Here is a 20,250-nt window from a genome sequence, read left to right as displayed (position 1 = left end):
CCGCGTCAGGCGTGCTTGACTAAGAGCAGCGCCGTGCTCCGCATGCGTGTCCGCGGAGCCGGGCGCCGACCCATCGAGCCCAGAGCAAGAGGTACGCCGTGACATCCCGCCCCGAAGGCAGACCGACCGCACTCCGCCGCCGTCGGGGCGCCCTGATTCCGACGATCGTCATCGTGGTCGTCATCGCGGTCGGGTTCGTCATCTTCTCCGGCGTGTACACGGACATCCTGTGGTTCCAGCAGCTGGGCTACCTGCAGGTCTTCCTCCGGCAGAACGCCATCCGGGCCGCCGTCTTCCTCGTGGCCGGGCTCGTGATGGCCGGGGCGGTGTACGGCGTGATGCGGGCCGCGTACCGGGCGCGCCCCGTGTACGCCCCGGATCCGTCCAGCCACGACACGATGGCGCGCTACCAGGAGCAGCTCGAGCCGGTGCGGCGCATCGTCATGGCCGCGGTGCCGATCGTCTTCGGCCTCTTCGCCGGGGCGGCGGCAGGGAGCCAGTGGCAGAAGGCCGCGCTCTTCTTCAACCAGGTCGGGTTCGGGGTGCAGGACCCGCAGTTCCACCTCGACATCAGCTTCTACACGATGACCCTGCCCTTCCTGGGCACGGTCGTGGGCTTCCTCCTCGGCGTCGTCGTCATCGCGGGGATCGCGGGCGTCCTCACGCACTACCTCTATGGGTCGATCCGCATCAGCGAGAGCGGGGTCTACATGGCCCGCGCGGCGCAGCTGCACCTCGCGATCTCGGGGGCGGCGCTCCTGCTGCTCATTGCCGTCAACTTCTGGCTGGACCGCTACAGCGCGGTCTTCGACTCCTCGGGCCGGGTGTCCGGTGCGCTCTTCACCGACGTCAACGCGGTCATCCCGACCAAGGCCATCCTCGCCGTGGCCGCCGCGATCGTCGCGGTCCTGTTCATCGTCGCCGCGGTCATCGGGCGCTGGCGCCTGCCGCTCATCGGCACCGCCATGCTCGTGATCACCGGGATCCTCGCCGGCGGTGTCTACCCCTGGGTCATCCAGCAGGTCCAGGTGCGCCCCTCTGAGCAGAGCGCCGAGGCCCCCTACCTCGAGCGGAACATCAACTCGACGCGGTCCGCCTATGGCCTCGACAAGGTCCAGGTGCAGGACTACAAGGCCACCACCGATGCGACCCCGGGCGCGCTGCGTCAGGACGCCCAGACCACCGCCAGCATCCGGCTGCTCGACCCGACCCTCGTGTCCCCGACCTTCCAGCAGCTCGAGCAGTACCGGCCGTACTACCAGTTCGCCCCCTCGCTCAACGTGGACCGCTACTCGGTGAACGGCAAGACCCAGGACACCGTGATCGCGGTGCGCGAGCTCAACTCGCAGGGCCTCTCGCCCAGCCAGCAGTCCTGGTACAACAACCACATCGTCTACACCCACGGCTACGGCGTCGTGGCCGCCTACGGCAACACGGCCACGGTGGACGGCAAGCCGGTGTTTATGGAGTCGAGCATCCCCTCGACCGGGGTGCTGGGGACCGACTCGACGTACCAGCCGCGGATCTACTTCGGCGAGTACTCGCCCGACTACTCGGTCGTCGGCGGCCCCGCCGGGACCCAGCCCCGCGAGCAGGACAAGCCCCAGGGCAGTGCGGGGGACACCCAGTACACCTTCTCGGGCAACGGGGGCCCGAACGTGGGCAACATCTTCAACAAGCTCATGTACGCGATGAAGTTCCAGAGCACCGACCTCCTCTTCTCGGACGGCGTGAACCAGGACTCCCAGATCCTGTACGACCGGAACCCGCGCGACCGGGTGCAGAAGGTGGCCCCGTACCTGACCATCGACGGGAACGCCTACCCGGCCGTGATCGACGGACGCGTGAAGTGGATCGTGGACGGCTACACGACGAGCCAGTACTACCCGTACTCGCAGCAGCAGCAGCTCCAGCAGATCACCGCCGACTCCCAGACGGCCGCGGGGCGCGCGAGCCAGCTGCCGCAGGCGACGGTCAACTACATCCGCAACTCGGTCAAGGCGACCGTGGACGCGTACGACGGCTCGGTGACGCTGTACGCCTGGGACGACCAGGACCCGATGCTCAAGGCCTGGCAGAAGGTGTTCCCGAGCACCGTCAAGCCGATCTCGGACATGTCCGCCGGCCTGATCAGCCACGTGCGCTACCCCGAGGACCTGTTCAAGGTCCAGCGGGAGCTGCTCACCCGGTACCACGTGACCGATCCGGGCGACTTCTACAAGAACAACGACGTCTGGAGCGTGCCCAACGATCCGACCGTGAAGTCCGGAGGCGTGAAGCAGCCCCCGTACTACATGACGCTGCAGATGCCGGGCCAGCAGACCCCGTCCTTCCAGCTGACCTCGAGCTTCATCCCCCAGACGGTCGAGGGCGGGTCCTCCCGGGAGGTCATGTACGGCTATCTCGCCGCGGACTCCAATGCCGGGAACAAGGCCGGCGTGAAGGGGAACGACTACGGGAAGCTGACGCTGCTCAAACTCCCGACCGACACATCGGTCCCGGGCCCGGGGCAGGTGCAGAACACGTTCAACTCGGACACCAACGTCTCCCAGGCGCTCAACCTCCTGCGTCAGGGCGCCTCCGAGGTGCTCAACGGCAATCTCCTGACGCTGCCCGTGGGCGGGGGCCTGCTCTACGTCCAGCCCGTCTATGTGAAGTCCACGGGCTCGACCTCCTACCCGACCCTCCAGCGCGTGCTCGTGGCCTTCGGGGACAAGATCGGCTTCGCTCCGACCCTGGACAAGGCGCTTGACGATCTCTTCGGCGGGAATTCGGGCGCCAAGGCGGGCGATTCGGGCAACAACGGGCAGGCCGGCGCGACCCCGAGCCCGCAGCCGTCCGGCGGAACGGGGACGTCCCAGACAGCCCAGGCGGATCTGCAGGCAGCCCTGCAGGATGCGAGCCAGGCCATCAAGGACGGACAGGCCGCGCTCGCGGCGGGCAATTTCGCGGCCTACGGCGACGCGCAGCAGAAGCTGAGCGCCGCCGTGCAGCGGGCGATGGACGCCGAGGCGAAGATCGCAGGGTCCGGCGGCGGCACGTCCGGCTCGTCGACCGCGAGCCCCGCGCCGAGTCCGACGCCGAGCAAGTAGGCACCCGGCGGACGGCCCGGCAGGATTTGGCCGACGTCCGCCCCGCTGCTAAAGTTGAAGGCACGCCGCGGGGTGGAGCAGTTCGGTAGCTCGCTGGGCTCATAACCCAGAGGTCGTAGGTTCAAATCCTGCCCCCGCAACTCCCACAGTGAGGCCCCGGACCATCTGGTCCGGGGCCTCACTGCATGTCCGCGGTGCCGCAGCCCGGCAAGGCTCCCGTCCGCCTCAGCGCCTGTCGGCGTCGGCTTCCTCGACGGCGGGGGCCGCGGCGGGCTGGCCGGTTCCGGTGCCCAGGGCTGCCGAAGGGGCACCCTGCTTGAGGGCTGCGAGGCGCGCCTCGATCTCGGTCTGCTCGCCCAGGTCCTCGAGCTGGTTGAACTGGGCGTCGAGGCTCGAGGCGGCGAGCTCCTGCTGGCCGCGGACCCTGGCCTCTTCGCGCCGGACCTTCTCCTCGAAGCGTGCGACCTCGCTCGTCGGGTCCATGATGTCGATGCTCTTGAGGGCATCGCTGACCTGGGTCTGGGCCTGGGCGGTCTTGGCCCTGGCCACGAGCTCGTTGCGCTTGGCCGTGAGCTCGTTGAGCTTGCCCTTCATCTGGTCGAGGCCGGTCTTGAGGCGCTCGACGACCTCGTTCTGGGTCGCGATCGTCGGCTCGGCGGCCTTCGCCTCGTTCTCGGAGGACATCTGGTGCTGGATGGCGACCTTCGCGAGGTTGTCGAACTTCTGCGCGTCCGCGGTGTTGCCGGCGGCGCGGAACTCATCGGCCTTGCGGGAGGCCGCGAGGGCCTTGCTGCCCCAGTCCTGGGCTGCCTTGACGTCCTCGGCGTGGTCGTCCTCGAGCATCCGGAGGTTGCCGATGGTCTGGGCGATGGCCGCCTCCGCCTCGGCGATGTTGTTCGTGTAGTCCCGGACCATCTGGTCCAGCATCTTCTGCGGGTCCTCCGCCTGGTCCAGCAGCGTGTTGATGTTCGCCTTGGCCAGCTGTGCGATGCGCCCGAAGATGGACTGCTTTGCCATGGTGCTCCCTTTCGTGTGGTTGAAAGTCACTGGTGGAAAGCCTCTGCGTTCCCCCGTGCGGCCTAGAAGCTGCCGCCGTCGCCGCCGAAGTCGCCTCCGCCGCCGAATCCTCCGCCCCCTCCGCCGCCCCAGCCGCCACCGAACCCGCCGCCGCCCCAGCCACCGCCGCCGTGGTGGCCTCCGCGCAGGATCGAGTCGATGATGATCCCGCCCAGCACCGCGCCGCCCAGGCCTCCGCCACCGAACATTCCGCCGCCGCCCGGGCCGCCGCCCCAGCCGGCGAACTGGTCGACATCGTGCTGGGCGAGCTGCGCGGCCTGCGCGGCGAGCGCATTGGCCTGCTGGGCGTAGGCAAGCGCGGTGGTGGGATCCGTGCGCGAGATCGAGAGGGCATAGTCGAGGTTCCGCTGGGCTTCAGCGAGCCGCGTCCTGGCCTCTGTGCCGACGCCGCCGCGGCGCGCAGCGATGTAGTCGCTCGTGGCACCGATCTGGGCCTGGGCTGACTGGATGGCCTGCTGGAGGGACGCAGCGGCCCTCTGGGCCTGCTGCTCGCGGTCGCGGACGCCCGTGAGGGCCGTGTCGAGCTGGGTGTGGGCCGCCTCGATGCGCTGCAGGGTGGCGATCGGATCCGGCTTCTCGGCCGTCATCTCGCGCTGGGCAGTGTCGAGTGCTGCTTCGACAGCGGCGATCGGACCCGCGAGTTCGGGGTGGTCACCCTGCCCGGCCAGGGCCCGGGCCTGGGCGAGGTCGGCCCGGGTGTCCGCGAGGGCGGCGTCTCCCTTGGCCCGTGCATCATCGAGGGCCGTGGCTGCCTTGCCGATCGCCTCGAGGAGGACCCGGGCCTGGTGGAGTGCCTCCTCGGCCGCCCGCACCGCGACGGCCGCTGGGCTCGTCTGCCCTTCGCCGAGCCTCTCCCGCGCCGTGCCGGAGGCGTTCGCGACGAACGAGAGGCGCTCCTGGGCCTGCGTGACGTTGTCGGCCACGTGCTTGACGGCGGACTCCGCGTAGGCAGCCTGAAGGCGTGCCAGCGTCTCCTTCTGCGCGGCGAGGCGGGACTCGGCCTCAGCAGCGCCGGTGGCGACCTCGGCGAGGGCCTGCGGGGCGTTCCGCTCGAGCTCGCGGAGGGCGTCGAAGTCGGCCTTCTGCTCCGCGAGCGAAGCGATGGCCGCCTCGGAGCGGTGGATGATGTCCCCGAGCCATTGGCGCTGCTGCGCCTCGGTGTCGGGGAGGTGGTCGTCAAGCTGCTGCTGGAGCTTGAAGGACTCGGCCAGGTGTGCCTTGGCCTCGGCGAGGGCCCGGGTGAAGTTGCCCACGGCGTCCGAGCCGTAGGAGGCCTCGGCGAAGCCGAGCTCCTGTTCGCTCGAGCGGACCGCGTCGTCGGCCCGGACCAGGAGCCCGGCCGCCCGTGTGCGCAGCTCGTCCACGCTGAGCGATGCGAGCGGGTCGGGCTCGCCCTGGGCCGACCGGGCCTGGTCCGGAGACTGGGCCCACGAGCCCTTGCGCCTGCGGGAGATGAGGTACGCGGCGCCGGCCCCGACGAGCACCACGCCGCCGCCCACGAGCCACGGCACCGCTCCCGAGCCCGAGGAGACGTTCCCGCTGCCCCCGGCGGCGGCATCGCCCGTGGCCTTGGCGGTGTCGATGGCTGCCTGGGCGTAGTCCTTCTTGCCGCCGGCGAGGTTCGGCGTGACAGCGTTCTGGGCGATGGCCGGGACCTTCGGGTAGACAGCAGCGTTCTGGGTGTTCGCCACCAGCTGGAACTGCCCGGACGTTGCGATGGCGAGGAGCACGTCGGAGCCGCCCATGCCCGTGTTCTTCGCGACAGCCTGGGCCCAGGCCGTCCGGTCGCTCGGGTTGGTGAAGGAGTCCACGATGACCACGTAGAGGTTCACGCGGTGCTGGGAGAGGAGATCCGAGATCGCCTTCTGGACCTCGCCCTTCCGCGGTCCGAGCGCACCCTGGGGATCCACGATGTTCGTCCCGGAGGGGATCGTCACGGGGTCGGTGGCCCAGGCGGGCGCCGTGGCCGGGACGAGCAGGAGGAAGGCCGCCGCGAGGCCGGCAAGGAGGGTCTTCACGGTCGAGCGCATGCGCTAATCCTTCGCCTCGTTCGGGGGCGTAGGCCCCGCTCCGCGCAGCTTCCGGCAGCGCATCACGCCGCCGGCGGCTGTCTCACGTACCTTGATTCTAGGGGTGCCCGCAGTGGCCCGCACGGGCGGGCACTGCGCCGGGAGTGAAACGGGATCTCTTTCGGCGGACTCCCAGCAAGCTTCCAGAGAACAGAAGCGTCCAGCACAGCTTGGGGGACCATAGTGGATAAGGAGTTCAGGGAAAGGACATCAGTGATGAACGAGAGCGATCCCCGTCCGGCACAGTCCGGCTCGGGAGCCCCCGACCCCCGCGACCATGCCGGTGGGCCCGTGCAGCAGCCGGCGGTTCCCCCTGCCGGCGAGCCGGGGAGGGAGCAGGGCGGCCAGCAGGCGCAGGGCCCCGCCTCTCAGCAGCCGACGCAGCCTCAGGGCCCGCGCCCCCACCAGGACCAGCCCACCCAGCCGATTCCGCCGTACGGCCAGCAGGCCCCGCAGTACGGCCAGCGTGCGCCGCAGTACGGCCAGCAGGGCCCCCAGCAGGGCGCGCAGCACGGCCCGCACTATGGGCCCCAGGCCCCGCAGTACGGCCAGCAGGCCCCGCAGTACGGGCAGCGTGCGCCGCTGTACGGGCCCCCGCAGGGGCCGGCGCCCTACGGCCAGCCGCAGTATGGGCAGCAGGGCCACCCGGGCAACCAGGGGAACTCGTTCTTCCGCCCCGCGAGCCAGCGTCCCGGGCAGAAGGGGCGCTGGGGGACCGGAGTGCTCGTGGGCGGCATGCTCGTCGCGGGCCTCGTCGGCGGCGGAGTCGCGGCCGGGACGGCGAGCCTCTGGGCCCCCCATCTCACGAGCTCCGCGTCCCAGTCGCAGGACTCGAGCCCGGTGATCGTGAACAACCAGGACAGCGTGAACGCCGTCACCGCGGCCGCCGCGAAGGCCTCCCCGAGCGTCGTGACGATCGGCGTCTCCTCTGGCAACTCCTCGGGCACCGGGTCGGGCGTCGTGCTGGACAACCAGGGCCACATCCTCACGAACACGCACGTCGTGACCCTCGACGGCCAGGTGGCGAATCCGACCATCGAGGTCCGCGCGAACAACGGCTCGGTCTACAAGGCCTCGGTGGTCGGAACGGATCCCCTCAGCGACCTCGCGGTCGTGAAGGTCGACGGCGCGAACCTCACCCCGGTGACCTTCGGCGACTCCGGCAAGCTCAACGTCGGTGACATCGCCGTGGCGATCGGTGCCCCCCTGGGCCTGGACAGCACGGTCACGGACGGCATCGTCTCGAACCTCAGCCGGACGATTTCCGTCCAGTCCTCGGCGGCGCCCAACGGCGGCGACAACTCGCAGGACAACGGCGGCCAGGGCTTCCAGTTCGCGCCCCCCGGCGGCGGCCAGGCGCAGCGCCAGTCCGCCCAGAGCACTGTGAGCCTGAACGTCATCCAGACCGACGCGGCCATCAACCCGGGCAACTCGGGCGGCGCGCTCGTCAACAGCCAGGGCCAGCTGATCGGCATCAACGTGGCGATCGCCTCGACCGGGTCGGGTTCCGGCGGCAGCTCGGAGTCGGGCAACATCGGCGTCGGCTTCAGCATCCCCGCGAACTACGCGCACCGCATCGCCAATGAGCTGATCGCCAACGGGAAGGCGACGCACGGCCAGCTCGGCGTCTCCGTCCAGTCCCAGTCCGCCAGCGGCACCAGCTCGGCCTTCTCCACCGGCGCCCAGGTCGTGTCCGTGACCTCCGGCTCGGCGGCGGACAAGGCGGGCATCCACCAGGGCGACGTGATCACGAAGTTCGCCGGCCGTCCCATCGGCGACGCCTCCGAGCTCACGGCGGCGGTGCACGAGCAGGCGCCGGGCTCGACCGTCAAGGTGACCGTCCTGCGCAACGGCCAGTCCCAGGACATCGACGTCACGGTGGGCGCCGCCCAGTAGCCCACCGCCCCTTCCCGAACCCCGCACGACGGCGCGCCCCGGCACTGAGCCGGGGCGCGCCGTCGGCCGTCGGGGGAGTCCCCGGCTCGAGGACCGGGCCGCACAGGGACACAGAGTCGGGCTGGGGCAGCGCATTCGGCGGCGCGTGTGGTTAGCTAGGGCGTGCCCGGCATGCACGCCGCGCGCGGCGCAGTTGCGCCCGCAGGCGATCCGGGCGCACCTGCCACGGACGGTCCCCGCCCGTGGCACGTACGCGAGCATGGAAGGCCTTGGACCGTGGGAGACACCCTCAAGATCGTCGTGCTGGTCAAGCACGTCCCTGATGCGCAATTCGACCGTCACATCGGCCCTGAGCGCACCCTCGACCGCTCCGAGAGCATCCTCTCCGAGCTGGACGAGTACGCCCTCGAGGCCGCGCTGCAGCTCACGGACGCCCGCGGGGGCGACAAGGGCGGCAACGAGGTCATCGCGCTGACCATGGGCGGCCCCGACGCCGCCAACGCGCTGAAGAAGGCCCTCCAGATCGGCGCGAGCTCCGGGGTGCACCTCATCGACGAGGCGCTCGCGGGCTCGGACGCGTGGGCCACCTCGCTCGCGCTGGCCACTGCGATCCGCTCCCTCGGCGACGTGGACCTCGTCATCACCGGCATGGCCTCGACCGACGGCGAGACCTCCCTCGTGCCGGCCCAGCTCGCCGAGCACCTCGGCCTGCCCCAGCTGACGTTCGCGTCCTCGCTGGAGGTCTCGGGCCGCACCGTGGCGATCCAGCGCGACGGCGAGGGCGTGACCGAGACCGTGGAGGCCGAGCTGCCCGCCCTCGTCTCCGTCACCGACCAGGCCAACGAGCCGCGCTACCCCAACTTCAAGGGCATCCTCGCGGCCAAGAAGAAGAAGATCGCCACGCTCTCGCTCGCCGAGGTCGGGCTCGACGCCGGCCAGGTCGGCGCCGCGGGATCGCTCACCGCCGTGGAGTCGGCCCAGCCGCGCCCGCCGCGCGCCGCCGGCACGATCATCACCGACGAGGGCGACGCGGGCGTCAAGCTCGTCGACTTCCTGGCCGCGCAGAAGCTCATCTGAGGGAGAAGGCAATGACCGAAGCGAATGTCCTGGTGGTCCTCGACGGCGTCGGGGAGTCCCTGAAGAAGTCCCAGCTCGAACTCCTCTCCGCCGGGCGCCTCCTCGGCACGGTGTCCGTGGCCGCGACCGCCCCCGTCGGCGAGGCCGTTCTCGTCCAGCTGCGCGAGAACGGCGCGGCCGCCGCCTACGTCCCCGACGGGGCCGACCTGTCCGAGTACCTCGTGGGGCCCACCGCGGCGTGGCTGGCCGAGGTGGTCTCTGCCTCGGAGGCGCAGGGCCGGCCGGTCCGCGCCGTGCTGCTCGACAACTCGCCGACCGGCCGGGAGACCGCGGCCCGGCTCGGCGTGCGCCTCGGCGCCGGCGTCATCACCGATGTGGTGGGCCTCGAGCCCGACGGCACGGCCCACAAGTCCGTCCTCGCGGGCTCCTACGAGGACCGCGCGCGGGCCACGAGCCCGGTCTCGATCCTGACCCTCAAGGCGAACCTCGACCTCGGGAGCCCCGCCGCGCCGGCCCCCGGCGCCGCCGCCGTCACCCCGGTAGCAGTGCCCGCGGACGCGCTGACGCGTTCCGCCCGCGTCACGGGCCGGGCCGCGAAGGTCAGCTCGGGGCGCCCCGACCTCACCGAGGCGCGCGTCGTCGTGGCCGGCGGCCGCGGGACGGACGGCGACTTCGGGCCGGTCGAGGAGCTCGCCGATGCGCTCGGCGGCGCGGTCGGCGCCTCGCGCGCTGCTGCTGACGCCGGCTGGGTCAGCCACGACCTGCAGGTCGGCCAGACGGGCAAGACCGTCTCGCCGCAGCTGTACATCTCCGCCGGCATCTCCGGGGCCGTGCAGCAGAAGGCCGGCATGCAGACCGCCAAGGTCATCGTCGCGGTCAACTCCGATCCCGAGTCGCCGGTCTTCGAGATCGCCGACTTCGGCGTGGTGGGCGACCTGTTCGAGGTGCTGCCGCAGGCGACCGCCGAGATCAAGCGGCGCCGCGGCTGATGGCCCCTGCCGAGACCGCCGGCGCCCGCGGCGCCTCCGGGGCGGCGGGACCGTTCGACCCGGAGCGCCACCGGGTGCGCCGCGTCGTCGCGTTCGGCGCCCACCCGGACGACCTCGACTTCGGCGTCTCCGGCACCGTCGCGGCCTGGACGGCGGCCGGGGTCGAGGTGCACTACTGCATCATGACCGACGGCGACGCGGGCGGCTTCGAGCCCGAGCACCGCGCGGGCATCGTGGCGATGCGCCACGAGGAGCAGCGCGGTGCCGCGGCCCTCGTCGGCGTCACCGACGTGCACTTCCTCGGCTACCGGGACGGGTACCTCGAGCCCACGCACGAGGTGATGCGCGACGTCGTCGAGCTCGTGCGGCGGGTGCGCCCCGACATCGTGCTCGCGATGCACCCCGAGCGGAACTGGGACCGGATCCAGAAGTCCCACCCCGACCACCTCGCGTGCGGCGAGGCGGTCACGCGGGCGGTGTACCCGGCCCTCGAGAATCCGTACGCGTACCCCGAGCTGGCCGAGGCCGGCCTGGATGCCTACCGGCTCCCGTGGCTGTGGCTGTATGCCGGACCCCGGGAACGCACCAACCACTACACGGATGTCAGCGGCTTCGTGGACACGAAGATCGCAGCGCTCCAGATCCACATCAGCCAGCACCCCGACGTCGCGGCCATGGAGGAATCGGTGCGCTCGCGCATGCGCGAGTCCGCGCGCGAGGCCGGCCTCGCCCCGGGTGCGTCCGCCGAGGAGTTCCACGTCGTCTCCGTCAACAACCCGGAGACGATCGCGGGCTTCTGAGCTCTCAGAGCTGGGCGCCGGCGTAGCCGTTCTGCCGCCAGGCCTCGTACACGGCGATCGAGGCGGAGTTCGCGAGGTTGAGCGAGCGCCGCGACGGGAGCATCGGCAGACGCACGCGCGCCGTGACCCGGGGATCGTCGAGGACCTCCTGCGGCAGGCCCACCGACTCGGGCCCGAAGAAGAGCACGTCGCCCGGCGCGTACGCCACGTCGGCGAACGGGGTGTCGCCGTGGGACGTGAAGGCGAAGACCCGCGCGGGGAGCAGCGCCGCGAAGGCGTCCTCGAGCGTTGCGTGGACGGTGACGTGGGCGAGGTCGTGGTAGTCGAGGCCAGCGCGGCGAAGATTGGCGTCCTCGAAGTTGAACCCGAGCGGCTCGACGAGGTGCAGGTGCGAGCCGGTCACGGCGGAGAGCCGGATGGCGTTGCCGGTGTTGCCCGGGATCTCGGGCGTGTAGAAGAGGATGCGGAACACGCCTTCCATCCTAGGCGGGCCCGGGCGCCCTCCCGTCAGTGCAGGCCCGTGAGCAGCCGGGCGAGCGCCGGGACGAGGACCACGTTCGGCTGCGGCCCGGACGAGAGGAAGAAGGTGAGCTCGCGGACGAACTTGGAGGCGTTGAGCGGCTCGACGAGGGCGCCCGCGCCGCGGCGGACGTCGATGACGGGCTCATGCGGGTTCTCGTCCGGGGTCTGGACGAGGATGTAGCCCTGCACGTTCAGCTCGCCGAACACGTCCTGGAAGTCGCGCACCTGCTCGGCGAGCCGGGGTGGCGCCACGGTGCGGGAGCCGTGGATGAGGTGCGCGCCGTCCCACGCGTAGTTCCCCCGGGGCACGAGCATCGAGTCGACGAGGGCGAGCCGATAGCCGGCGAGGACGGCGTGCGCCACGTGGGAGGCGTCCCGGGGGGAGCGCAGCCCGTTGAGCAGCCGCGCCGAGGGGATGGTGCCCAGGATGCGCCGTCGGATGAGCGCGGCGGTGCGCTCCTCGCGCTGGATCCTCGCCTCGGCCCCGAACAGTCCGCGCCGGCGGGGCACGCCGTGCTCGGCCCGTGCGGCGACCGCGGCCGGCAGGAGCGGCACCGTGCCGGGCTCGAACGGGGGGACGTAGACAGCCGGCTCGCCCGCCGGGTTCCGCTGGCCGCCCGCTCGCGGGGCCGGCCTCGCGGTGAAGCCGGCCGCGCCGGGGCGGCCCTCGGCGGACGACGCCGCGCCGGCACCTTCCGCGGGGCGGCCCCCCTCCCGCTGGGGCGAGGACGTGAAATAACTGCGGTCGTAGGCTGCGCGGGCGCGCGGGTCGGAGAGCACCTCGAAGGCGAGGGTCACCCGGCGGAACTCGACGACGTCGCCCCCGTGGTCGGGGTGGTGCGCCCGGGCGGCGCGCCGGTAGGCGCGGCGGATCTCGCCCTCGCTCGCGGTCACGGGCACGCCGAGCACCTCGTAGTGGGACGGCACGTGCGCGGGCATGGGTCCATCGTAGGGGCGGACGCCGGGCACGCCGTCCCGCACGGAGGGGGGACCGCTGTGATAATCGCGCACATGACCCTTCCCGAGGCCTCTCCCGCAAGGATCACCCTCGCCGTGAACCCCGCCGCGCACGCCGGTCTCGGGGGCCGGCGGGGCAGCGAGGCGGCGGCGGCCCTGCGCTCGCGCGGGGTGGCCGTGACGGAGCTGCGCCGGGAGAGCGCGGCGGAGCTCGCCGAGGCCGTCGCCACGGCGCTGCCCGCCTCCGACGCGGTGGTCGCGGTGGGCGGCGACGGCGTCGTCAACCTCGTCGCCAACGTCCTCGTGGGCACGGCCGTGCCCCTCGGGGTGATCCCCGCCGGGACGGGGAACGACGTCGCGCGCCTGCTCGGGATCCCGCTCGACTCGGTGCCGGCGGCCGTGGAGGTGCTCCTCGCGGCCCTCGAGGCCGGCCCGCGCCGCCTCGACCTCGGCCGCATCGACTGGGCCGGGGGGCGGCGCCACTACGTGGCCGTGGCCTCGGCCGGCTTCGACGCGCGGGTGAACGAGCGCGCCAACGCCTGGTGCTGGCCGCGGGGCAGGGCCAGGTACGTCCTCGCCGTGCTGCGCGAGCTCGTCTCCTTCCGGCCCATCCCGTTCGACCTCACGGTCGACGGTGTGGCCCGCACCCAGCGGGCCATGCTCGTGTCGGTGGCGAACGGACCCTCGCTCGGCGGCGGCATGCGGGTCGCGCCCGCCGCCCGGGCGGACGACGGCGCGCTGGACCTCTTCGTGGTCGGCCCCCTGTCCGTTCCGGCCTTCCTCGCTGTCTTCCCGAAGGTGTTCCGGGGAGCCCACGTGGGGCACCGGGCCGTTGGGCTCAGCACGGCGCACAGCGTGCGGCTGGCCGCGCCGGGCCTGGTGGTCTACGCGGACGGGGAACGGGTCGCCTCCGGGGCCGTGGACATCAGCGTGGTTCCCCGCGCCCTGGCCGTCCTCGCAGCCCCGGCGCCCGACCCCGCCGTCAGGCCCGGCGGGCGAGCCGGCTGAGGGCGAGCGCTCCCACGAGCAGGCCGAAGTCCCGCAGCGCGACGTCGAAGCCGTGCCCGAGCACGAGCAGGTCCGCGATGATGCCGGCGAGCCACAGCGCGACGACGAGCGATCCCCAGCGCGGGGTCCACGCCACGAGGAGGCCGGCGACGATCTCGACGATGCCCACGATGTGCATGAAGGTCTGGGCGCCGATCGGGACGATCGCGGTGGCAACCGGGGCGAGGTAGTCCGGCCAGTAGGTCAGGAGGTTGAAGAACTTGTCGAGCCCGAACAGGATCGGGGCCACGACATAGAGGGTCCTGAGCATGAGGTACGCCTGGTCGGCGGGGGCGAGCGAGCGCACGCGGCGCGCTGCGCCGCCGGCTCCGGGCAGCCGTCCGTGGTGCGAGGCTGAGGTGGCGGACATGGCCTTCTCCCTTCGATATAAATGGTGTTTCGAATTTTAGACTCCTTTCGGATCTAAAACAATGGATCCCAGTTTTGGATGTAGGATGGGTGTATGGCTGGACCCACCTGGCGCCAGCGCCTCGGCGCGCTGGCCGCGCTCGGCGAGGACCGGCGTCGTGCGCTCTACCTCTACGTCCGCGCCGCCGGGCGGCCTGTGGGGCGCGACGAGGCCGCCGACGCGCTCGGTGTCTCCCGCGCGGCCGCGGCCGCGCACCTCGACCGGCTCGTGGACGACGGCGTGCTGTCCGCCACGTTCGCCAAGCCGTCCGAACGGCGCGGGCCCGGGTCCGGCCGCCCCTCCAAGTTCTACGAGGCCGCCCTCACCGAGGTCGTCGCCGCGGTGCCCGAGCGCTCCTATGAGCTGGCCGGCGACCTCCTCGCCGCGGCGGCCGAGCGGTCGATGGCGGCCGGCACGCCCATGACCGAGGCCCTCGCCGCGGTGGGCCGGGAGGCGGGGGAGGCCCTCGGAGCCGAGTACGGGAGCATCGGCGCAGTCCTCGGCGCGACGGGCTACGACCCGGTGCCGGGCGAGGGCGGATCCATCGAGCTGGGCAACTGCCCCTTCCACCGCCTCTCGCGCGGGCACCGCGAGGTGGTCTGCAGCCTCAACGGCGCCCTGCTCGCCGGCGCGCTGGCCGGGTGCGCGGACGCCGAGCACGCGGTCGAGGCCGTGGAACCGGGCGCTGGCGGCCACGCGTGCTGCGCCCGGATCGTCCCGCGAACGGCCTGAGGCGAGGCCGCCGGGCGGAGCCTGCGCCCGCGGCGCCTACAGTGGAGATGTGGCTGTCTACCTCGACCACGCGGCGACCACGCCCGTGACCCCCGCCGCCCTCGCCGCCTACACGGGCCAGATCGCCCGCGGCGGCAACCCGTCCTCCCTGCACGCCGCGGGGCAGGCCGCCCGGCGCGTGCTCGAGGACGCCCGCGAATCGCTCGCCGCCTCCCTCGGGGCCCACCCGACCGAGATCGTCTTCACCTCGGGAGGAACCGAGGCGGACAACCTCGCCCTCAAGGGCCTGTACTGGGCCCGACATGACGGGGACCCGCGGCGCCGGCGCATCCTCTGCTCGAGCGTGGAGCACCACGCGGTCGCGGACACCGTCGAGTGGCTCGAGGCGCACGAGGGTGCGGAGGCCGTGTGGCTGCCCTGCGACCGGGCGGGCGTCACCAGCATGGACGCCCTTCGCGCGGAGCTTGAGCAGGACCCCGGCTCGGTGGCGCTCGTGGCGCTCATGTGGGCCAACAACGAGGTCGGCACCGTCCAGCCGGTCCACGAGGCCGTCCGCCTCGCCGCGGCCCACGGCGTGCCCGTCCACGTGGACGCCGTCCAGGCCTTCGGGCACCTCCCCGTGGACTTCGCAGGATCCGGGCTGGCCACCCTCGCCGTGAGCGGCCACAAGCTCGGGGCCCCCGTGGGGACCGGCGCGCTCGCGGTCCGCCGCGACGTCGCCCTCACGCCCCTCCTGCACGGCGGCGGCCAGCAGCGCGGCCTGCGCTCGGGCACGCTCGACGCCGCGGGTGCCGCCGCCTTCGCGGTCGCCGCGGGCGACGCCGTCTCCCGCCTTCCCGAGGAGGCCCGGCGGCTCGCAGGGCTGCGGGACAGGCTCCTGGCGGGAATTGAGCGCGAGGTGTCCGACGCCGTCGTGAGCGGTCCCGCCGAGCGTGGGGAATCCCCGGCGCGGCTCCCCGGGGTCGCACACGTGACGTTCCCCGGATGCGAGGGCGACTCGCTGCTGTTCCTGCTCGACATGGCCGGGATCGCCACGTCCACCGGTTCTGCCTGCACGGCCGGGGTGCCGCGGCCCTCCCACGTGCTGCTCGCGATGGGCCGCTCGGAGGAGGAGGCGCGCGGCTCGCAGCGGTTCAGCCTCGGCTGGAACTCGACCGAGGCGGACGTCGATGCCCTCCTGAAGGCCATCGGCCCCGCGGTGGAGCAGGCCCGGGCCGCGGGCATGGCCGGGCACCCGAGCCGCATCGAGACCGCGAGCACCCGCGGCCGCCGCTGACCCCCCCCTGGGAGTCACCTTCTGAAGGTCACCTCCTGAAAGTCACGTCCTGAAGGTCACCGCCTGTGAGTCAGCTTCTGAAAGTCACCTTCTGGAGGTCACCTTCTGTGGGGCAGCTTCTGAAAGTCACCTCCCGCGAGTGCTCGCCGAGGTGAACCGGGCGGCCGACGGCGAGTGGCGGCGTCGTGCGCGTCGAGCACCGCCCCGGCGGCTCGCCGCCGGAGCCCACGCCCGGCGCCAGGGGGACGAGATCGACCTGCTTTGGGGCACCATGCGGTCCGACACGCCGTCCCCAGAGCCGACACGCCGGACCGAGTGCGAGAAAGCCGGTCGGATCCGTCCGCCCGCAGGAGCTGACCTTCAGGAAGTGACTCCCAGAAGCTGACCTTCAGGAGGTGACTCCCAGATGGGGCGGCTAGAGCCCGGCGAGTTCGGCGAGCGGAACCGACGGGTCCGCGAGCCGGCGCTGGTCGAGGCGGGCGCGGGACGCAATGAGCGCCTTGATGGCCTTCTGCTGCCGGGGGACGTTGACGTTCATCCCGCCCACGAGCGCGCCGTCGCGCACCCACAGGGCCACGAAGCCCTCCCGGGCGGCCTCGGCGGTCGCAATCGAGCCGCGCAGCACGAGCTCGGCGCCGTGCACGAGCTGCCAGTAGCCCGAGTACTCCATGCTCAGACCTGCCTGGTCGGTATAGAAGTACGGGGCGAGGTCCAGCCGGGCCTCCTGGCCGAGCATCGACCGTGCCGCGACCTTCCCTCCGTTCAGCGCATTGGACCAGTGCTCGCTGCGGACGTGGTCTCCCGTGAACGGCTGGAGCGAGTTCGCCACGTCGCCCGCGGCGTAGACGTCCGCTATCCGGGTGCGCAGCGACGCGTCGGTCACGATCCCGTTGCGCACCGGGAGGCGGGCCTCCTCGGCGAGGTGCGTGTCCGGCTCCACCCCGACGGCCACGACCACGGTCTCCGCCGCGATCCGCTCGCCGGTGTTCAGCACCGCGGCGGCCACGCCGTCACCCTGGGGCGCGCGGACGAACTCGACCGGGTGGCAGCCGAGCCGGAAGGCCACGCCCTCGGCCTCGAGGGCACGGCGGAACACGTCTCCGAGCGCCGGCTCGAGCTGCCGGAGCACGGTGGTGTGGCGGCCCAGCACCGTGACCTGGTTCCCGTACTCCCGGGCCGCCGCGGCGACCTCGAGCCCGATCCAGCCCGTTCCGACCACCGCCACGCGCCGGTCCCCGGCCGAGAGCGCGGAGCGCAGGGCGACCGAGTCCTCGAGCCTGCGCAGGCTGTGGACGCCCTCGAGGTCGGCGCCGGGCACGTTGAGGCGCCGCGGCTGCGCGCCGGTGGCGATGAGCAGTTTCGAGTAGGGCAGGAGGGCATCGTTCTCGAGCCGGAGCATGCGGGCGTCGGGGATGATCTGGGCCGCCCGCTCGCCCAACAGGAGCTCGACGCCGTTCTGGTCGTACCACGCCGGCGGATTGACCTCGAGGTCCGCGTCGGCGCCCGCGCCCTTGAGGAACTCCTTCGACAGCGGGGGCCGCAGATAGGGGGCCCGCCGCTCGTCGGCGACCACCTGCACGGGCCCGCGGTAGCCTTCCTCGCGCAGCGTCTTCGCCGCGCTCCCGGCCGCGAGGCCCCCGCCGGCGATGACGATCGGATGCTCCATGTGCCCTCCCTGCCGCCGAGGATCGGGGCGGCCCGGCCGCCCCCGACGCTAGAATAGACCGGTGCGAGTTCTGGCAGCCATGAGCGGGGGAGTGGATTCCGCCGTCGCCGCCGCCCGCGCCGTCGAGGCGGGGCACGACGTCGTCGGGGTCCATCTGGCCCTCAACCGCATGCCCGGCACCCTGCGCACCGGTTCCCGCGGATGCTGCACGATCGAGGACTCCAACGACGCCTGGCGGGCGTGCGACAGGCTCGGCATCCCCTTCTACGTCTGGGACTTCTCGGAACGGTTCAAGGCCGACGTCGTCGACGACTTCGTGGCCGAGTACGCCGCGGGCCGCACCCCGAACCCATGCATGCGCTGCAACGAGCGGATCAAGTTCGCCGCGCTCCTCGAGAAGGCTCTCGCCCTCGGCTTCGACGCCGTCTGCACGGGCCACTACGCCAAGGTGCTCCGGGCCGCGGACGGCAGCCCCGAGCTGCACCGCGCCGCGGACTGGGCCAAGGACCAGTCCTACGTCCTCGGCGTCCTCACCGCCGAGCAGCTCGAGCACTGCCTCTTCCCGCTCGCGGACACCCCGAGCAAGGCGGAAGTGCGGGCCGAAGCGGAGCGCCGCGGCCTCTCCGTCGCGAAGAAGCCGGACAGCCACGACATCTGCTTCATCTCCGACGGCGACACCCGAGGCTGGCTCGCCGAGCAGATCGAGATGGAGCCGGGCGACATCGTCGACGAGACGGGTGCCAAGGTCGGCGAGCACGCCGGCGCCAATGCCTTCACCGTGGGCCAACGCAAGGGCCTGCGGCTGGGCCGCCCGGCGCCCGATGGGAAGCCGCGCTTCGTCCTCGAGATCCGGCCCAAGGACGCCACGGTCGTCGTGGGGCCGGAGAAGCTCCTCGCGGTCGAGTGGATCCGCGGAATCCGCCTCTCGTGGGCCGGCCTGCCGCCGGCCGGGGCGGAGGCCGGGGAGGAGTTCGCCTGCGAGGCCCAGGTCCGTGCCCACGGTGACCCGGTGCCGGCCCGTGCCCGGGTCGAGCCGGCCGACGGCGGCCCTGCCGACGGTGAGCCTGCCGACGGCGGGACGGCCGACGGCGGGACGGCCGGCGGCGGGCCTGCCGACGGCGGGACGGCCGACGGCGGGACGGCCGGCGGCGGGCCTGCCGACGGCGGGCCGGGCCCCGTCCTGCATCTCACCCTCGACACGCCCCTGCGCGGGGTCGCCCCGGGACAGACGGTGGTCCTGTACCAGGGCACGCGTGTCCTCGGCCAGGCCACGATCGACGCGGCCAGGGCCCTGGACCGCGTCGGCTGACCGCCCCGTCACGCCTGCGCAGACGCTGTTCTCCCGCCGTACACCTGCGCGACGCCCCTGCAGCACCTCGGCTGGCTAGCCTGCCCCTGTCCAGCCAGCCCTGCAGAGGAAGAAGCGCCATGCCCGCCCAGACTCACCGTTTGCGCTCTGACCGTTCGCGCGCCCGCCGTTCGTGCGCCCGCCTCGCGGCCGCAGCCGCCGCGGTCGCCCTCGCGTCTGCCGCAGCGTCCGTCCTGCCCTCGGCGGGCCTCGCCGCCCCGGCCTCCGCCGCGCCCGCGGCGACCGCCCCCGCGCCCAAGCCCGCCTTCAGCTTCGCTGTCATCGGCGACACCCCCTACGGTGCGGCAGCCCTCGCGGACTTCCCCGCCCACGTCGCCCAGCTCAACGCGGACACGTCCCTGGACTTCGTGATCCACGTCGGCGACATCAAGAACGGCTCGACCGTCTGCTCGGACGCGTACTTCGCCCAGATCCGGGCGGATTTCGACGCGTTCACCCACCCGCTCGTGTACACGCCGGGCGACAACGAGTGGACGGACTGCCACCGAACCAACAACGGCGCCTACAACCCGCTCGAGCGCCTCGCGAAGATCCGCCAGATGTTCTTCAGCACCCCAGGCACGACGCTCGGGGCCACGATGCCGGTCGCGAGCCAGGCAGCCCTCGGCGTGCCCGAGAACGTGTCCTTCACCAGGAACCGCGTGGCGTTCGCGGCGATCAACGTCCCGGGCAGCAACAACGCCTCCCAGCCGTGGACCGGTCTCGGCAAGACCGCCGAGACCCCCGAGCAGGCCGCGGAGGTGCGTTCCCGCACGGCGGCGGACATCGCCGAGGTCCGCCAGACCTTCGCCCAGGCGAAGCAGCGCCACGACCGCACGGTCGTGATCTCCCAGCAGGCCGACATGTTCGACCCGACCTACACGCCGACGCCGGAGGACATCAGCGCGTTCACCCCGCTCGTGCAGGCCCTCGTGGACGGGGCCTCGGCCTTCGACGGCGAGGTGTACCTGTTCAACGGCGACAGCCATGTCTACAACTCCGACCGCCCGCTCGCGGCCGGCTCGGCATGGCTCGCGCGCTACGGCGTCCAGGGCACCGCGGACAACCTCACGCGCGTCACGGTCGACGGCTCCTCGAACGCGACCGACTACCTCAAGGTGGACGTCGCCGCGGACGGCGACGCGGCGAAGGGCCAGCCCGTGCTCAGCTGGCGGCGCGTTCCCTTCACGCAGTAGCGCAGGCACACCGCGGACGACGGCGCGCGGCGGGTGCCGCCGTCGTCCGCGGCGCCGCGGGGGAGCCCGCCGACGGGAGAAAGGTCACCGTTAGGTC

The 20,250-nt window shown here is 72.5% G+C and carries 16 protein-coding genes and 1 tRNA gene; 11 read left to right on the top strand and 6 right to left on the bottom strand.

The annotated features are described in order from the left end of the window. Nucleotides 1-98: 98 nt before the first annotated feature. Together ACVWWH_RS16530 and ACVWWH_RS16525 are read left to right on the top strand one after the other, a co-directional pair. Nucleotides 99-3,092, top strand: coding sequence for a UPF0182 family membrane protein (locus tag ACVWWH_RS16530; protein ID WP_066498850.1), 2,994 nt, complete (start codon nt 99-101; stop codon nt 3,090-3,092). 66 nt (nt 3,093-3,158) lie between these two features. After that, nucleotides 3,159-3,232 (top strand) — tRNA-Met (locus tag ACVWWH_RS16525). Between the two features lie 85 nt (nt 3,233-3,317). Here the strand turns inward: ACVWWH_RS16525 and ACVWWH_RS16520 are convergent. Both ACVWWH_RS16520 and ACVWWH_RS16515 read right to left on the bottom strand, forming a co-directional pair. Then, nucleotides 3,318-4,109, bottom strand: a complete 792-nt coding sequence (locus tag ACVWWH_RS16520) for a PspA/IM30 family protein (RefSeq protein WP_457317298.1) — start codon at nt 4,107-4,109, stop codon at nt 3,318-3,320. 62 nt (nt 4,110-4,171) lie between these two features. Then, nucleotides 4,172-6,199: a TPM domain-containing protein gene (locus tag ACVWWH_RS16515; protein ID WP_457317297.1), complete on the bottom strand. Its 2,028-nt coding sequence runs from the start codon at nt 6,197-6,199 to the stop codon at nt 4,172-4,174. 255 nt (nt 6,200-6,454) lie between these two features. Here ACVWWH_RS16515 and ACVWWH_RS16510 point away from each other — a divergent pair, with 255 nt between their 5' ends. From ACVWWH_RS16510 to ACVWWH_RS16495, 4 genes are all read left to right on the top strand, one after another. After that, nucleotides 6,455-8,134 (top strand): trypsin-like peptidase domain-containing protein, encoded by a 1,680-nt coding sequence (locus ACVWWH_RS16510; protein ID WP_457317296.1) that lies wholly within the window; start codon nt 6,455-6,457, stop codon nt 8,132-8,134. A gap of 276 nt (nt 8,135-8,410) precedes the next feature. Next, nucleotides 8,411-9,211 (top strand): electron transfer flavoprotein subunit beta/FixA family protein, encoded by an 801-nt coding sequence (locus tag ACVWWH_RS16505; RefSeq protein WP_457317295.1) that lies wholly within the window; start codon nt 8,411-8,413, stop codon nt 9,209-9,211. Between the two features lie 11 nt (nt 9,212-9,222). After that, entirely contained in the window at nt 9,223-10,200 is a 978-nt protein-coding gene (locus ACVWWH_RS16500) for an electron transfer flavoprotein subunit alpha/FixB family protein (RefSeq protein ID WP_457317294.1), read from the top strand. Further along, nucleotides 10,200-11,000: a PIG-L deacetylase family protein gene (locus ACVWWH_RS16495; RefSeq protein ID WP_457317293.1), complete on the top strand. Its 801-nt coding sequence runs from the start codon at nt 10,200-10,202 to the stop codon at nt 10,998-11,000. The genes ACVWWH_RS16500 and ACVWWH_RS16495 overlap by 1 nt, the downstream gene beginning before the upstream one ends. 4 nt (nt 11,001-11,004) lie before the next feature. Here ACVWWH_RS16495 and ACVWWH_RS16490 read toward each other — a convergent pair whose 3' ends face one another. Beyond that, nucleotides 11,005-11,472, bottom strand: coding sequence for a tRNA (cytidine(34)-2'-O)-methyltransferase (locus tag ACVWWH_RS16490; RefSeq protein ID WP_447419332.1), 468 nt, complete (start codon nt 11,470-11,472; stop codon nt 11,005-11,007). A 35-nt stretch (nt 11,473-11,507) separates the two neighbouring features. Then, nucleotides 11,508-12,461 carry a J domain-containing protein gene (locus ACVWWH_RS16485; protein ID WP_457317292.1) on the bottom strand — a complete coding sequence of 318 codons (954 nt, stop codon included), beginning with the start codon at nt 12,459-12,461 and terminating at the stop codon, nt 11,508-11,510. A gap of 72 nt (nt 12,462-12,533) precedes the next feature. On the opposite strand from ACVWWH_RS16485, the gene ACVWWH_RS16480 reads away from it, so the two are divergent. Further along, nucleotides 12,534-13,487, top strand: coding sequence for a diacylglycerol/lipid kinase family protein (locus ACVWWH_RS16480; RefSeq protein ID WP_457317291.1), 954 nt, complete (start codon nt 12,534-12,536; stop codon nt 13,485-13,487). Here ACVWWH_RS16480 and ACVWWH_RS16475 read toward each other — a convergent pair. Next, nucleotides 13,462-13,896 carry a hypothetical protein gene (locus tag ACVWWH_RS16475; protein ID WP_169803075.1) on the bottom strand — a complete coding sequence of 145 codons (435 nt, stop codon included), beginning with the start codon at nt 13,894-13,896 and terminating at the stop codon, nt 13,462-13,464. The two genes, ACVWWH_RS16480 and ACVWWH_RS16475, sit on opposite strands and share 26 nt — an antisense overlap. A 93-nt stretch (nt 13,897-13,989) precedes the next feature. On the opposite strand from ACVWWH_RS16475, the gene ACVWWH_RS16470 reads away from it, so the two are divergent. Beyond that, nucleotides 13,990-14,667: a helix-turn-helix transcriptional regulator gene (locus ACVWWH_RS16470; protein WP_457317290.1), complete on the top strand. Its 678-nt coding sequence runs from the start codon at nt 13,990-13,992 to the stop codon at nt 14,665-14,667. A gap of 49 nt (nt 14,668-14,716) precedes the next feature. After that, on the top strand, nt 14,717-15,943 hold the full coding sequence (locus tag ACVWWH_RS16465) for a cysteine desulfurase family protein (RefSeq protein ID WP_457317289.1): 1,227 nt from the start codon (nt 14,717-14,719) through the stop codon (nt 15,941-15,943). A 415-nt stretch (nt 15,944-16,358) separates the two neighbouring features. Here ACVWWH_RS16465 and ACVWWH_RS16460 read toward each other — a convergent pair whose 3' ends face one another. Continuing rightward, on the bottom strand, nt 16,359-17,609 hold the full coding sequence (locus ACVWWH_RS16460) for an NAD(P)/FAD-dependent oxidoreductase (RefSeq protein WP_066498816.1): 1,251 nt from the start codon (nt 17,607-17,609) through the stop codon (nt 16,359-16,361). Nucleotides 17,610-17,670: 61 nt separating this feature from the next. Between ACVWWH_RS16460 and mnmA the strand changes: the two genes are divergently transcribed. Beyond that, entirely contained in the window at nt 17,671-18,918 is a 1,248-nt protein-coding gene (gene mnmA / locus ACVWWH_RS16455) for a tRNA 2-thiouridine(34) synthase MnmA (RefSeq protein ID WP_457317288.1), read from the top strand. A 119-nt stretch (nt 18,919-19,037) separates the two neighbouring features. Continuing rightward, nucleotides 19,038-20,153 (top strand): metallophosphoesterase family protein, encoded by a 1,116-nt coding sequence (locus tag ACVWWH_RS16450; protein ID WP_457317287.1) that lies wholly within the window; start codon nt 19,038-19,040, stop codon nt 20,151-20,153. Nucleotides 20,154-20,250: the final 97 nt, after the last annotated feature.

It is taken from the genome of Sinomonas sp. RB5, assembly GCF_054063535.1.
This window is presented reverse-complemented; position numbering and strand designations above follow the sequence as displayed.

Bases quoted from the DNA above. Each gene is read 5' to 3' on its own strand.
- ACVWWH_RS16480 (WP_457317291.1), top strand. From the start codon at position 12,534: ATGACCCTTCCCGAGGCCTCTCCCGCAAGGATCACCCTCGCCGTGAAC.
- ACVWWH_RS16500 (WP_457317294.1), top strand. From the start codon at position 9,223: ATGACCGAAGCGAATGTCCTGGTGGTCCTCGACGGCGTCGGGGAGTCC.
- ACVWWH_RS16495 (WP_457317293.1), top strand. From the start codon at position 10,200: ATGGCCCCTGCCGAGACCGCCGGCGCCCGCGGCGCCTCCGGGGCGGCG.
- ACVWWH_RS16520 (WP_457317298.1), bottom strand. From the start codon at position 4,109: ATGGCAAAGCAGTCCATCTTCGGGCGCATCGCACAGCTGGCCAAGGCG.
- ACVWWH_RS16470 (WP_457317290.1), top strand. From the start codon at position 13,990: ATGGCTGGACCCACCTGGCGCCAGCGCCTCGGCGCGCTGGCCGCGCTC.
- ACVWWH_RS16510 (WP_457317296.1), top strand. From the start codon at position 6,455: ATGAACGAGAGCGATCCCCGTCCGGCACAGTCCGGCTCGGGAGCCCCC.
- ACVWWH_RS16450 (WP_457317287.1), top strand. From the start codon at position 19,038: ATGCCCGCCCAGACTCACCGTTTGCGCTCTGACCGTTCGCGCGCCCGC.
- ACVWWH_RS16485 (WP_457317292.1), bottom strand. From the start codon at position 12,461: ATGCCCGCGCACGTGCCGTCCCACTACGAGGTGCTCGGCGTGCCCGTG.
- ACVWWH_RS16460 (WP_066498816.1), bottom strand. From the start codon at position 17,609: ATGGAGCATCCGATCGTCATCGCCGGCGGGGGCCTCGCGGCCGGGAGC.
- ACVWWH_RS16515 (WP_457317297.1), bottom strand. From the start codon at position 6,199: ATGCGCTCGACCGTGAAGACCCTCCTTGCCGGCCTCGCGGCGGCCTTC.
- ACVWWH_RS16475 (WP_169803075.1), bottom strand. From the start codon at position 13,896: ATGTCCGCCACCTCAGCCTCGCACCACGGACGGCTGCCCGGAGCCGGC.